Origin of the sequence: Paenibacillus sp. EZ-K15, from assembly GCF_002573715.1 — a bacterium.
Lineage (GTDB): Bacteria > Bacillota > Bacilli > Paenibacillales > Paenibacillaceae > Paenibacillus_AQ.
Genome location: NZ_PDHM01000017.1, coordinates 73,487 through 87,875, shown reverse-complemented (window position 1 = coordinate 87,875; position 14,389 = coordinate 73,487). Strand labels below are relative to the sequence as shown.

Here is a 14,389-nt window from a genome sequence, read left to right as displayed (position 1 = left end):
AGTAGCCTCTTTTTTCTGCTTCTTTGGTATCAGAACACTTTAACCTGGAGGTATTCTGATGAGCAAACAAGATCAAGAGTTTTCGTGGCAAGCCGTACCGAAAACGCAGAGAAATCATTTTTGGAAGACGTTATCCGTCATGTTAGGATTCACTTTCTTTTCGGCAAGCATGCTGGCAGGGGGGACGCTCGGAGTTGGCTTGACGTTCATGGAGTTCATTGGAATCGTGCTTGCGGGTAATTTGGCACTCGGCATCTATACGGGAGCGCTGGCACATATCGCTGCCAAAACGGGCCTTTCCACGCATTTGCTGGCAAAGTATGCGTTTGGTGAGAAAGGCTCGTACCTGCCTTCGTTCCTGCTCGGCTTTACGCAGGTCGGTTGGTTCGGTGTCGGCGTGGCCATGTTCGCGATACCGGTTGCCAAAGCGATGGATTGGAACGTGTACCTGTTGATCTTCCTGTTTGGTCTTGCCATGACGGCATCTGCCATCTTCGGCATGAAGTCGCTCGTCATTCTGGGTTATATTGCGGTTCCGGCTATTACCATTCTCGGCGGTTACTCCATGTTCGAAGGGGCAGGCTCCTTGGGCGGACTGCAAGGATTGCTCGATTACACCCCGACCCAGACGCTCACCGCAGCAGCGGCATTGACCATTTGTATCGGTTCATTCATAAGCGGCGGAACGCTGACTCCCGATTTCGCCCGGTTTTCTCGCACGTCCCGGCAGGCGGTTACTGCAACGGTCATTGCGTTCTTCCTGGGGAACTCACTCATGTTCCTGTTCGGCGCAGTCGGCGCAATGGCATATAAGCAGGCAGATATCTCGGAGGTCATGTTCCTGCAAGGCTTGATCATTCCCGCGATCATCGTTCTGGGACTGAATATTTGGACGACCAATGATAACGCTCTTTATGCTTCCGGGCTGGGCTTTGCCAACATTACGAAAATTCCGAAAAAGTTCTTCGTCATTGTAAATGGCATCGTGGGTACCATATTGGCCATGTGGATGTACAACAATTTCGTCGGTTTTCTGAATGTGCTGGGCGCGGCGATTCCGTCCATCGGGGCCATCATCATCGCGGACTACTTCTTTGTGAAGCGCAGAAACTATAAACCGTTTGCCGACATGACTTTCAAGAAGGTAAACTGGATAGCGATGGTGGCTTGGGCTATCGGCGTTGCCTTTGCCCAGCTGGCTCCGGGAATAACGCCATTGAACGCACTCATCGGTACGGCGGTGGTCTACATCGTGTTAATGCTGGTCGTGCCTGCCAAAGAATCCACAGAAAAGGGGAAAACAAATGATTATACAGAACGCAAAATTGCGGGGTAAAGAAGGTTTATGGAATATCGTCGTGAAAGACGGGAAGTTTGAGCAAATCACGCAGTCACTGGAAACAACTGCGAATGAGGAAGTCATTGACGTGGGCGGCTCGCTTGTGCTGCCGCCGTTCATTGAACCTCACATTCATCTGGACACAACATTAACGGCAGGCGAGCCGGAATGGAATTTGAGCGGAACGTTGTTCGAAGGCATCCAGCGTTGGTCAGAACGCAAGGCGTTCCTCACGCATGAAGACGTCAAAACGCGCTCCAAAACGGCGCTCAAGTGGCAGATGGCGCAGGGCATCCAGCATGTACGGACGCATGTGGACGTTACCGATCCAAGCTTGACCGCGGTTAAAGCGATGCTGGAAGTGAAAGAAGAAATGGCACCGTACATCGACATCCAGCTTGTCGCTTTTCCGCAGGAAGGCATTCACTCTTACCCGAACGGCGCGGAATTGCTGGAAGAGTCGCTGAAAATGGGCGTTGACGTGGTCGGCGGCATTCCGCACTTCGAATTCACGAGGGAGTATGGCGTCGATTCGATGAAGGTTGCGTTTGACTTCGCCGAAAAATACGACCGTCTTATCGACATCCATTGCGACGAAATTGATGACGAGCAATCCCGTTTCGTGGAAGTCGTCGCCAAAGAAGCCTACGAACGCGGACTGGGCTCCCGCACGACAGCAAGCCACACGACGGCGATGGGGTCATACAATGATGCCTATACGTACAAATTATTTAGATTGCTGAAGATGGCGGACCTGAATTTCGTCTCCAACCCTCTGGTTAACATCCATCTGCAGGGACGCTTCGACACGTATCCGAAAAGAAGAGGGCTGACTCGCGTCAAAGAGCTGCAGGAAGCCGGTCTCAATGTGTGCTTCGGTCACGATGACATCTTTGATCCATGGTATCCACTAGGCACGGGCAACATGCTTCAAGTGCTGCACATGGGCATCCATGCATCGCAGTTGCTCGGTTACGATCAAATCGTGAACTCAATCGATCTCATTACGAAAAATAGCGCGAGAACGCTGCATATCGAGGACGCGTACGGTATTGAAGAAGGCAAGCCTGCCAACTTCATCGTTCTTGAAGCGGAGAACGAATATGAGGCTATTCGCAAACAGGCCGCAGTGCTTTATTCGTTCAGAGGCGGCCGCAAAATCGCAGAAACGAAGCCGCGGGACACGTCGATCGTTCTTGAGGGCGGTTCAGAGAAAGTTACTTTCAATAAATAATCTAGCATGTATTAAAGTCCGTAATGTTGAACTATTGAAAAAAGCCCGCCATCACAACTGATGGTGGGCTTTTTTCTATTGCCAGAAAGGTGGTAACGAAATGTGGAAGAACTGTTGGCGCCTAATATATGTTGACATGTATATACACTAAAGTGTATATTAGGTGCGCGAACACATTAGTCATCCAAATAACGTTACTCACTTTTGCCGATCTTGGTCCAACATTGTTGAACTACTTAAAAAAGGTCCGAAATCAGTAAGAGAAATCGTCAAAGCCCTAGGGATCAGCCAGCCGCACGTATCCTGTCTTTTGCTCGTTTTGAGCGAAGCAGGGATAGTGCGCTCCCGTAGCAAAGCGCAGCTTCGAATATATCTATCATCGAAGAGCGTCTCGATCATTTTGAGGAGTAAAAGCTGGACTACTAGAAAAAGGAGGAACTATGACAGGTATCAATAGTTTTATTACGAGTTACATGCTAAATTACCGGGACGTCTGGAACAAAAGGCTAGATTCACTTGAACACTATCTAACAAGGATAAATGCTGATTTTGAATCGTAAGACATTTTGCTTAAGGAGAATGTGAATATGAGAGATCTTCAAACTCTGAATCGTTTGGTCGGCACTTGGGATATCAGCGGCGGAGCCGAAGGAACGGTAACCTATGAATGGATGGAAGGCGGACATTTTTTGATCCAACACGTCCAGCTTTCCCAAAATGGGCAAGAAGTGAAAGGCATTGAGTTTATTGGGCATTTGAAGCCGTTCGGCGAGAGAACAAGCACGGATATCCGATCCCGGTATTATGATACGCTAGGCAATACTTTCGATTATGTTTATGAGATCGAAGGAGACACGCTTGTCATTTGGGCAGGTGAGAAGGGATCGACTTCATACTTCAAAGGAATTTTTAGTACTGATGGGAACTCCAATGAAGGTGCATGGAGTTATCCCGGTGGGGGTGGATATGAATCGACGATGACGAGAGTCACGGACAACAGGAGGGATAGAAATTGGCTAAGCAGCTAGTCCATGCAAAACCTATAACAAAGACTGCTTCCAGATTTGCGCTTATATCAGTCCTCGCTGGGACGTTGTTCATTTTAATCCTTTCTAGTCTTCATATTCTGGAGCCTGAATTTGATCCGACATGGCGCTTTATCAGCGAGTATGCGCTTGGGACCTCTGGTTGGATGATGCATTTGTCTTTTGGAATGCTGGCGGTTGCCCAAATCAGTGTCACGGTTACGATTTTCCCGCAAATTCGTACCATCACAGGATACATAGGACTTGTCATACTTGGGATCAGTGCAATTGGCGTCATCATCGCGGGGATCTTTGTCACCGATCCAATTTCTATCCGTCCAGAGGATGCAACGTTCAATGGCAGAATGCATTCGATTGGAGCGATGCTTGACTATACGCCACTAGCCTCACTCCTGATTAGTTTTTCGCTAACTCGAGTCGATACTTGGAGACCGATTAGGAGTCTACTCATTCTAAGTTCTGTTATTGCAATAGTCGCTATGCTTCTATTTGTACTTCAAATTCCCCAAGATGGACAATTTGGACCCGATGTTCTGGCAGGTTTGTTCGGACGATTCTTAATCGCAGCCGAAATTGCATGGCTACTCATTGTCGGAATCCATGCTGCAAAGCTGGGATCTTTTAAAAGGAAATAGCTGAGGCATATTATTGCGAAAAATTACATTTGGATACGTAATCGATAAACCGGCTGCAATCTGTTGCAGTCGGTTTAAGTCTATAAGGATGCTCAACTACTTCACAAAATTCAATCCATCGGCAACAAAGTACGCCATTGACTGTCTGAACCGAAGATTAGTCATATGAGCGATGTGTAAATACGAGAGGTTCAGAGGGCATCGCAGTCGAGCAGAAAAATGGCTGAAAGAACTTGCAAAAAAGAGAACCCAATATGTTTCCACATTGGGCTCTCGGAATGATACCGTGATTGGCTGAATGATAAGAAGCCGTATGAATCGAGAGGTTCATGATTTTAATGCTGTAATTTTCGGAAAACACGATAGCTTCTTTGAGCGCATTCGGAGATGGCAATGGGGTGAAAGCCACTGACATCGGCATACAACGTATCGTTTAGCGGCGAGATCCACTTCTCAGGGAGCGCCGCCGCTCCAAGCGATGCGCCAAGAATGGAACCGACGGTGGCGCCATTGCAATCGGTGTCCCAGCCACCAAGTACGGCTGTCGTTATGCCTTTCTCAAAATCGCCTCCGGAATGAATGAGTGCAGCCGCGCATAATGCAGCATTGTTATTGGTATGAACAGGGTGATAGTGCTTAAATGCTTCCCATATTTTACTCACCAATTCTAATGAATCTTCCGTTTCCTCAGCAATGTTGACCGCTAATGCGATATCTTCTGCAAGACGGCTGCGTTTCGGAATTTCACTCAATCCGATCTCAACAATTCGCTTCATATCACGTTCAACGAATGCGGCGGCAATCATAGCCGAACAAAACATGGCGCCGTAAATACCATTCTTCACATGGGAGAAGGAAGCATCCCGCCAAGCAAGCTCAGCTGCAAGCTGGGGCTGGCCGGCAGCGCCGTATGCATAGCCGTCCACACGGATTTGGGCGCCGATCCATTCGCGGTAGGGATTTAGATAAGAGCGTCCCCAATGGATATGTTTCTCCCAGTCGTCTGGCCGATCGCCGCTAATATGTGAAGTGATACGAGCGAAATTAAGATAGGACTGGGCTTCAGCCGTGAATACCTGCCCGAATGACAAATGACGATGCCACAGCTTGCCCACATCCCAGGAGTTGAAATCAAGCCCGTGTTCCTCAAGCATGAGCAGGCCGAGAACGGTATATCGAATATCATCGTCTGTTTCCATAAAGCGAATGTTTTCCCGGCAGCTGGCCAAGCTGCTCCACCTTGCTATCTCGATACCGTACTCGGCTTCTGCAGTTGATTCGCCCGGTGTATAGTGGCGAATCGGCCATTGCCCTGCGCCTTCGAACCACAACTTCATATTGTGCCAGCCGGGTCTTTCGTCGGAGCCTTGCATGAAGGCAGGAGACTCCAGAGGTTTTCCGAGCGCACAACCAGCCGAACGGCCGAGCCAAGCACCATGAAATTTATCCTGCCATTTAAGTTCATCCCAGTTTCCGGACAGTGTTCTTGGTCCATCCGGACGTTCTGCGCGAATGGCTTCCAATTCCGACGGCTCGATATACTTGAAATCCGCACGTGGTTCAAGAGCCATTAAAGCCTGGTATACTTCCATTAGCTTTGCTTCGTCTGTGCCGGCTGCTTCCAGACGTTCGGACATCCCCTCTGCATTACAGCCTTCTTCTCCGCGCTGTTTTATTTCTTCCCGAACTAATTCCCTCAGTCCAATCCATTTCGTCATAACGGTTGCCCTCCTGAAATAGGTGAAATCAATATATGCCTTGATTATAACCAGCCATGCCGGCAATGGCTTCTCAAATCATGAAAGCATTATTCTCATTTTTTGCTCATTTTCGTAATCCCCATAGATTGCCGATAACGGTTCGGAGACAGGCCGACAGTGTCTTTAAAAACGCGGTAAAAGGTCGGCAAGCTTTGAAAGCCGCATTCGAATGCAATATCAGCAACAGCTTTGTCCGTTCCCGCCAATTCCCGCTTGGCAGCCTGGATACGCAGTAAGGAAACATACTCCGAGAAACGATAACCGGTCGTTTCCAGAAACGCCCGGCTCACTCGAGAGACGCTTAAACCAAGTTCATCAGCCAATTCCCCTAAGCTAACCGGCTCGTTGTAACGATGCTCGACCAAAGCAGCAAGCGAGTGCACCTGGCGAACGGAATGTACCATATGATGACGCTCATCATCGGTTAGCAAACCGTTGTAATGTCGAAGAAGACGTCCGCACAGCTGAATGAGCGCGCTTTTGGCCATGACCAAATAACCTGGGGACTTCACCCGCAGTTCTTCAGCAATAGCCAGCATCCAAGGAGTAAGTTGTTTGGCGAGGGGCGATCCGCCCATAATATGATTGCAAAAATGAGTGGAGCGATAGGAAAATGGCAGCAGCAGACCGGGTTCCTCCGCTAGCAGCAGCGCAGGATCAAAGTTAATAAAAAGATAGCGGCTGGGGTCGTCGGCGGCAGATTGGGCAATATGCCGTTCCTCATTATTGACCAGGAACAAGTCGCCAGGGTTAGCTGCATATTGTTTGTTGCCGAAGAAAAAATAGCCTTTGCCTGTTAAACAAAGGCCGATCTCCAGACTCGCGTGCACATGAGGTGGCTGTCGATAAGTGGCAGGGGTCCATTCGAAAGCATTGATAGCAATGGGATGATCATAAGCAATATGAAGTTTCATTATGATCCAATGGCCTCCAGACAATCATGAATTTATATGCTAAGTATATAGACAAGGGATGCCTTCAACCAGATACGGTTATTTACTTTCATACATACATTTTGAGGTGTTTCTAAATGAAAAGTAAACGCAGCCGTTGTATACATCAAACACAGTAAATATTTATTTTTGTCTGGTGTCAAGAGGTGTATACGAAAGTAAAGACTAGTATATAGAACAGCGGGGGGCTTCTTTTTATACTTGAAATATGAAATACTGCAGTATCATTTGCAGCGAAACTATAACGAAATGTACCGGAGGGGTAAAATTTGAAGAGCAAAAAGGCACTTGTCATGATCTCCTTGACGCTTGCATTGGCGATTTCAGGCTGCGGCTTCAAATCGTCGTCTGAGCCAAACCAACCACCTGGAAATTCCAAGGAACCAATTGAAACAACAGGCACAGGAAACAGCAATGATATCATTGAGGTTTCAACGGTTTCGCCAAGCGATCCTTACTTGAAATTTGACGAAGGTGAAGACTTCGACAAAAACTCAGTTTATGACGCTTATGAAAAAGATATCGGTGTCAAAATTACAAACAAGTGGATTGCCGATGTAAGCCAATTTAAAGAGAGAGTAAAAATTGCTATCGCTTCCAACGATCTTCCGGATTTCTTGCTTGTAAACGCCGCACAGCTTAAAGAGCTTACTGAAGCGGATATGATTATGGATTTGACAGAGATTTATGATCAGCATGCTACGGAAGAGACGAAAAAGTTTCTGACCATGGACGGCGGCATGCAGATGAAAACAGCGATGATCGACGGGAAAATGATGGGTATTCCAAGCTCATACAACCCGTTCAACTATCAATTCTTGTTCGTTCGTACCGACTGGCTGAAAGAACTTGGCTTGCCTGAACCTAAAACAATGGATGATTTCATTAAAATTGCCGAAGCGTTCAAAACCAAGAATCCTGGCGGGACAAAACAAGCTTTCGGTATTGCGGTCAGCAAGAACCCATTTAGTACAGAGACAGGTGTTACCGGTCTGAGAGCGTTCTTGAACGGCTATCATGCTTATGAAAATATTTGGATGGAAGACGGGAACGGCGGTTTGATGAACAGTGATATTCAGCCCGAGATGAAGCAGGCTCTTGCAGCGCTGCAAGACATGTTCAAAAAAGGGTTGATCGATCCTGAGTTTGCGGTTAAAGATACGGAAAAAGCTGCCGAGCTCATCTACGACGGCAGCATCGGCATGGTATTTGGCGCTTCCTGGACACCGGCGCAGCTTGCGCAAGGGGCTGTGAAAGACGGCAAGGTTGTTCAAGAATGGGGAGTGTTCCCTATCCCTTCCATAGATAATAAGCCTACATTGAATCAAATTGGCCTTGGCGTTGATGAGTACTATGTTATCTCTAAAAAAGCCAAGCATCCGGAAGGCGTGGTCGGTTTATTAAACCAATGGATCGTTGTTGACAATCATCCGACAGAAGAGCAGAAGGTATACACGTATGGCAAAGACCCTGTGGAAAAAGGCAACAACTACTGGCTGCTTAACCCGCTTCGTGTAGGCAAACAGTCTGACAATAACGGCGAAATTCTGCCTAAAGCCATTGAAAACAAAGACGAAAGCATCCTTGAGACAGTAGACCAAAAAACGCGTTATGCACGCGCCATGCAATACGTTGAAGGCGATACAAGCATGTGGTGGGAGTATATAATCTCTGGTCCTAATGGAGCCTTTTCGCATATTCCAGAAATTCAAAAGAACAAGCAATACTTGCAAAACAAGTTCTACGGAGCGCCTACTCCGACGATGGCAGACCGTCAAGAAATCTTAACGAAGAAACGTGATGAAATATTTATCAAAATCATGATGAATCAAGTATCCGTAGACGAGTTCGATACATTCGTTGAAGAGTGGAAGAAGCTTGGCGGCGATGAAATCACGAAAGAAGTTAACGAGTGGTATAAATCGCTTCAATAGGATCTGTAGCGCAGGGAGGGATTGAATCGATGCAATCCCTCCTTTTTTCAAGAACAATCAGGTTCTTGAGCAGGGAATGCGCACAGCATGAAAAGTGAATCAGCGAGGTGAAGATATGAATAGTCTGACGCGCATGTGGAAGAAGGAATGGCCGCTTCATTTGATGCTGCTGCCGGGTTTAGCTATGATTGTTATTTTTAGTTACATTCCTATGACAGGAATCTTGATGGCTTTTCAAAAATATGTGCCGAATAAAGGGTTGTTTGGCTCCCCGTTTATCGGATGGAGGAACTTCCAGCTGTTAATGGATTATCCGGATATCGGCCGCATCTTCTTTAACACGGTATACATTGCTGTAATGAAAATCGTTGCCGGTTTGTTCGTGCCGATCACCATTGCGATTTTGCTTAATGAATTGCGAAGAGAATGGATGAAAAGAACGTTCCAAACCCTGGTCTATCTGCCCCATTTCTTATCCTGGGTACTGCTGAGCGGTATTTTGGTCGATATTTTGTCTCCTTCCTCCGGCATATTGAACCAGCTGCTTGGATGGTTCGGCATGAAGCCGATATTCTTTCTTGGCGACAATAACTGGTTTCCTTATGTCATGGTCATCTCCGATGTATGGAAAGAATTTGGATTTGGGACCATTGTTTATTTGGCGGCGCTGACAGGAATTAATCCTACGCTTTATGAAGCCGCTCAAATCGATGGCGCGGGCCGCTGGAAACAGACGCTTCACGTGACGCTGCCGGGTATGATGCCGATCATCGTTCTAATGCTTACGCTTAATATCGGCAATGTGCTGAATGCCGGATTTGATCAAATATTTAACCTGTACAGCGCACCGGTTTATGAAAGTGCCGATATCATCGATACTTTCGTCTACCGCATGGGGATCCAGCAAGCCCAGTTCGGATTTGCCACAGCTGTCGGCTTATTGAAATCCGTCGTATCCTTTATTTTCATTTCCGTATCCTACGTACTCGCATACCGACTAGCGAATTACCGTATTTTCTAATAGATGAAAAGTCGGTGATTCAGAAAGGAGACTGACCGTGGTTATTAAACCGTCATTCGGAAGAAGGGCTTTTCAAGTTTGCAATCTGATCTTTCTTGCGTTTATATCTTTTTTATGCTTAATGCCGATCATTCATATTTTGGCGATATCCTTTAGCTCGGGTTCGGCGGCGGCAGCCGGGAAGGTTGCGCTGTGGCCTGTAGAATTTACAACGGCGGCTTATGATAACGTGTTCGGCAAGCCTGAATATTTAAGAGCCTTTGGCATCTCTATTCAACGGGTTGTTGTCGGGACGGCATTAAGCATGCTGTTAACGATTGTTACGGCTTATCCTTTATCCAAGGACCGCAATACGTTTCGTCTAAGAACCGTTTATGCCTGGATTTTCGTTTTTACGATTTTGTTTAACGGCGGACTTATTCCTACCTATTTGACGATTAAAAGCTTGGGACTTATCGATTCTCTCGGAGCGCTGGTGTTTCCTATGGCGATTAACGTGTTTAACGTCATCCTGCTATTGAACTTTTACCGCAATTTGCCCAGGGAGCTTGAGGATGCTTCACGGATTGACGGAGCCGGGCATTTTGCAACACTTTGGAAAATATATGTTCCGCTATCGTTGCCCGCATTGGCGACAACGGGGCTGTTTACGATGGTAGGGCATTGGAATAGTTGGTTCGACGGCATGCTTTATATGAATCACCCGGAAAATTACCCGCTGCAAACTTTCTTGCAAACCGTTATTATTAAGATGGATTTCCGATTTCTTAAATCAGAAAATGTGGAACTCATGCTCCAGCTGTCTGACCGTACAAGCAGGGCGGCACAAATCTTCGTAGCGGCTTTCCCGATTCTTATCGTCTATCCATTCTTGCAGCGGTTTTTCATCAAAGGCATTGTATTGGGAAGTGTAAAAGAATAGAGAGGAAGGTCGTAGATCTCGGGCACAGGAGAACAGACGATGAAAAGTATATTCTTTTTACAGGATTCCTCTATATTCAAAAAAATTATGGCTGCCTTTTTGGCGGCCTTACTGCCGCTTATGGCAATTACCTGGATGATGAATGAGCAAGGGGCCAATCATATCCGCAGTGAAATATCCGATTCGATTTTGAATACGACGCGGTTTTATTTAGACTCCTTAGATCAGGAAGCAGACCGGATCAGCCGATATTTGCCTAACTACGTCATGGACAGGGATTTAATGGAAGTGGCGGCGACAGGCGAGCAGATGAACTCTTATGATCGGTCGTATAAAATATTGGATATTCAGCACCGCCTGGATTTGATGAAAAATTCCAGTCCGTTCATTCGCGAGGCGAAGGCGTACATTCCGCATATCGAGCGCACGGTGCTGAGCAACAGCTTTGAAACCAAGCTGAACGCGGAAGAATTTGAAGCGATGCAGCCAGAGAAGAAGCTGTATACGGAGCCCTTTATTTATTGGCAGGACCGGCTGTTTATCACGATGCAGTACCCTGCAGGCAAGAAGGACCCGCTCTATGTGGTAGGCGTAGAGCTCTCAACGGGCAAAATTAAAGAAACCTTAGCGCAAATCGGCAATAGCAGAGGAGGCCAGACCGTATTGTTTAATCTGGAGCGCGGTCTGGAAATCAATAGCGGCTCCGATCTTGAATTGCATGATTTGATGAAGCAGCTGGCTTTTGAGAAGCAGGCAGCAAAAATGGATGAAGGCTATGATACGATCCATTATAAAAATAAGCGATTTCTAACCGTATTCAAGTATTCCAGCCTCTGGAATTCATACATGGTAACGAGCATACCGGAAGAGATGATTCTCGGTTCGCTCCAGGTATATAAAGCTTTGTTTTGGTGGGCTTGCGCGCTTGCTGTTTTTATTTTTTTATTCTTCACCTATTTTATAGTCCGGTTAATATACCGTCCGTTGTTAAAGCTGGTGCGTTCCTTCCGCCGCATGCAGCAAAACGAGCTGGAGCCGATCTTGATCGACCGCAGGAAGGATGAGTTCGGCTATTTATACCAGGCTTTTAACGATACCGTGAAATCTTTGAAAACACTGATTGAGGAAAATTATGAGCAGCAAATACGCAACCAGCGTTCGGAGCTGAAAAGATTGCAATCGCAAATTAATCCTCATTTTTTATATAATTGTTTTTTCGTGCTTTGCCGCTTGATTAAATCCGATAGCCAGAAGGAAAAAGCCTACCAGTTCTGTTTATACATCGGGCAATATTTTCAGTTCATTACACGCCAACATGATGACGACATCCCGCTGGAGATGGAGCTTGAGCATTCCCGCACATATGTGGAGATGCAGTCGATCTGTTACGGGGATCGAATCCAAGTGCTGTTTGAAGTCGAAGCCCAGCCGATTGAAGTCCCCCGATTGATTTTGCAGCCTATTATTGAAAATGCTTACAAGTACGCCCTCGGCAATATGCGCGGCACGGGCGAGCTATGGGTGCACAGCAAGCTGCAAAATGATGCTTTTTACATTTATGTAGAAGATAACGGCGAGTTCATGACGGACGAGGAGATCGAAGCGCTTGGCAAGAGGCTGCGTTATTCAACCAACCAGATTGAGGAGACAACGGGCATGCTTAATGTTCATCGCAGAATTCAGCTTCGTTATGGAGAAGAGTATGGGATTACCGTATCACGTTCTGAGCTTGGCGGGCTTCAAGTTATTATTAAACTGAGCATGAGCTAAGGAGGAATCGCCATGTACAGGCTTTTAATCGTGGATGATCTGCCGATTATTGTAGATGGTCTTCTGGAGTTGTTCGAGAAGACGGAGCATTTGGAGCTTGAAGTCATGAAGGCCTATTCCGGCGAAGAGGCGCTTGAGGTGCTGTCACATCACCGGATGGATATTGTGATTTCGGACATTAAGATGTCCGGCATAGAGGGCATTGAGCTTCTGCAGGAAATAAAATCGCAGTGGCCGGCGTGCAAAGTTATTTTATTGACAGGGTTCAATGATTTTCACTATGCGAAGAGCGCCCTTTCATTTGGCGCCTTTGATTATTTGCTGAAAGTGGAAAGCGACGAGAAGATCATTCATACCGTTGAACGGGCGATAGAGGAAATTGAAGAGGAACAGGATCAGGCGCAAATGATCTTGCGTGCCCAGTCCAAAATGAGAATAGCAATGCCTTCCTTGCAGAAGGAATATATCTGGGGCTTATTTCAAGGCAAGACAATGACGGAGCAGCAGCTTCGGGACGCTTTTGCGGAAATTGACATTCCGCTCGACGCATCGCTGCCTGTCTATTTACTGATTGGTCGGATCGATGCCTGGAAGGAAATGTTCACGGCTCCGGATAAGGCTTTGCTCGCTTACGCTCTGCAAAATATCGGCGATGAGTATTTATCCGCCCATATGCGCTGCTTCTCCGTCGTATTTGATATGAACAAAATGGTCTGGATCTTTCAGCCTAAAGCTAGTCCGGAGTTAACGGCGGATATCGGTACTATGGAATGGACCAGAGCATACCGCTATGTAAGCGGCAATTTGGAGACGATCCAGGCGACCAGCAAAAAGTTGCTGAGCCTCTCCGTATCTTTTCTTATTGGCAGCGAGGCTGTCCCATGGAATCGGCTGTCGGATCGTTTTCATGCGATGAAATACGGTCTTATGCAAGGCCATGGCTTGTTCCATGAGGTCATCATGACGGATAAAGATATTCAAAAGTCCGAAGAAAAAGAGAAGGCGAAAAGCTATCATGACAGCTTTTTACACGCTCGCGTACAGCTGCTGATGAGCTGTCTTGAAAATAATCACCGCGAGCAGTTTAATCATCTATTTGTTGAATTGACAGACATCTGGAACGATCCGGACACTCCTTATGAGCGCAAGGTTGAGTTGTACCATTTCCTATCTGCGGTATTTCTGGCGCATTTGCACAAAAATAAAGATATGCGAGACTATATGAATACCCAGATTAATTTGGATATGCTGTTCCGCCAGGAGGAGACCGCTTCATGGACGGAGCTCATTCCATACTATTGGCAAATTGCGGACTGCTTTTTTGAATGGAATGCAATTAGAGGAACAGAGCTGCCGGCGGAGGTCGTCAATAAGGTGCATCGTTATATAGAGGAGCATATTGCGGATGATATATCCCTAACCGCTATTGGGGATTATGTCAGCTTGAATCCATCCTATTTATCAAGGCTTTACAAGCAGATCACGGGAATTGGACTCTCTAAATACGTAAATGATTACCGTAATGTCATTGCAAAGGACATGCTGCTCAATACATCCATGAAGGTCAATGAAATTGCCGCCAAGCTCGGCTACAATTCAGCGCTGGCCTTTATCCGCTTCTTCAAGAAGCAAAATGATATGACGCCGCAGGATTTTCGGACGGCCCGAGCCGAAACGATGCAGCAAGGTCAATAAATGTATATGGAATGTAAGCAATGATCTATTTTGATGCGCGGAATCACCCCTTACAATGTAATTATGATGCAATTGTATAG

General features: G+C 46.7%; 12 protein-coding genes. 10 read left to right on the top strand and 2 right to left on the bottom strand.

Annotation, left to right across the window (positions count from 1 at the left end; genetic code table 11):
• Positions 1-58 precede the first annotated feature (58 nt).
• From codB to CRG97_RS16910, 5 genes are all read left to right on the top strand, one after another.
• Entirely contained in the window at positions 59-1,336 is a 1,278-nt protein-coding gene (gene codB / locus CRG97_RS16930; protein WP_098745383.1) for a cytosine permease, read from the top strand.
• A complete protein-coding gene (locus CRG97_RS16925) occupies positions 1,305-2,573 on the top strand; it encodes a cytosine deaminase (protein WP_098745381.1) in 1,269 nt (422 codons plus the stop codon). The genes codB and CRG97_RS16925 overlap by 32 nt, the downstream gene beginning before the upstream one ends.
• 163 nt (positions 2,574-2,736) lie before the next feature.
• The gene (locus tag CRG97_RS16920; protein ID WP_237566458.1) at positions 2,737-3,030 is read left to right on the top strand and encodes an ArsR family transcriptional regulator; all 294 of its coding nucleotides are present in this window, start codon (positions 2,737-2,739) and stop codon (positions 3,028-3,030) included.
• A 130-nt stretch (positions 3,031-3,160) separates the two neighbouring features.
• Positions 3,161-3,601: a hypothetical protein gene (locus CRG97_RS16915; protein ID WP_098745378.1), complete on the top strand. Its 441-nt coding sequence runs from the start codon at positions 3,161-3,163 to the stop codon at positions 3,599-3,601.
• Positions 3,586-4,254, top strand: coding sequence for a DUF998 domain-containing protein (locus CRG97_RS16910; RefSeq protein WP_098745375.1), 669 nt, complete (start codon positions 3,586-3,588; stop codon positions 4,252-4,254). Before CRG97_RS16915 ends, CRG97_RS16910 begins: the two co-directional genes overlap by 16 nt.
• Positions 4,255-4,589: 335 nt before the next feature.
• Here the strand turns inward: CRG97_RS16910 and CRG97_RS16905 are convergent, their stop codons facing one another.
• Together CRG97_RS16905 and CRG97_RS16900 are read right to left on the bottom strand one after the other, a co-directional pair.
• Positions 4,590-5,972 (bottom strand): ADP-ribosylglycohydrolase family protein, encoded by a 1,383-nt coding sequence (locus CRG97_RS16905; protein ID WP_098745372.1) that lies wholly within the window; start codon positions 5,970-5,972, stop codon positions 4,590-4,592.
• A 95-nt stretch (positions 5,973-6,067) separates the two neighbouring features.
• Positions 6,068-6,928: a helix-turn-helix transcriptional regulator gene (locus tag CRG97_RS16900; protein WP_098745369.1), complete on the bottom strand. Its 861-nt coding sequence runs from the start codon at positions 6,926-6,928 to the stop codon at positions 6,068-6,070.
• A 308-nt stretch (positions 6,929-7,236) separates the two neighbouring features.
• Here CRG97_RS16900 and CRG97_RS16895 point away from each other — a divergent pair, with 308 nt between their 5' ends.
• From CRG97_RS16895 to CRG97_RS16875, 5 genes are all read left to right on the top strand, one after another.
• Positions 7,237-8,901: an extracellular solute-binding protein gene (locus tag CRG97_RS16895; RefSeq protein ID WP_098745367.1), complete on the top strand. Its 1,665-nt coding sequence runs from the start codon at positions 7,237-7,239 to the stop codon at positions 8,899-8,901.
• A 115-nt stretch (positions 8,902-9,016) separates the two neighbouring features.
• Complete coding sequence (locus CRG97_RS16890) at positions 9,017-9,922, top strand: ABC transporter permease (RefSeq protein WP_202618950.1); 906 nt, start codon at positions 9,017-9,019, stop codon at positions 9,920-9,922.
• Between the two features lie 37 nt (positions 9,923-9,959).
• Positions 9,960-10,844, top strand: coding sequence for a carbohydrate ABC transporter permease (locus CRG97_RS16885; RefSeq protein WP_202618949.1), 885 nt, complete (start codon positions 9,960-9,962; stop codon positions 10,842-10,844).
• 39 nt (positions 10,845-10,883) lie between these two features.
• Entirely contained in the window at positions 10,884-12,614 is a 1,731-nt protein-coding gene (locus tag CRG97_RS16880) for a histidine kinase (RefSeq protein ID WP_098745363.1), read from the top strand.
• A 12-nt stretch (positions 12,615-12,626) separates the two neighbouring features.
• Positions 12,627-14,309 carry a response regulator gene (locus CRG97_RS16875; RefSeq protein WP_098745360.1) on the top strand — a complete coding sequence of 561 codons (1,683 nt, stop codon included), beginning with the start codon at positions 12,627-12,629 and terminating at the stop codon, positions 14,307-14,309.
• The last annotated feature ends 80 nt before the right edge of the window (positions 14,310-14,389 follow it).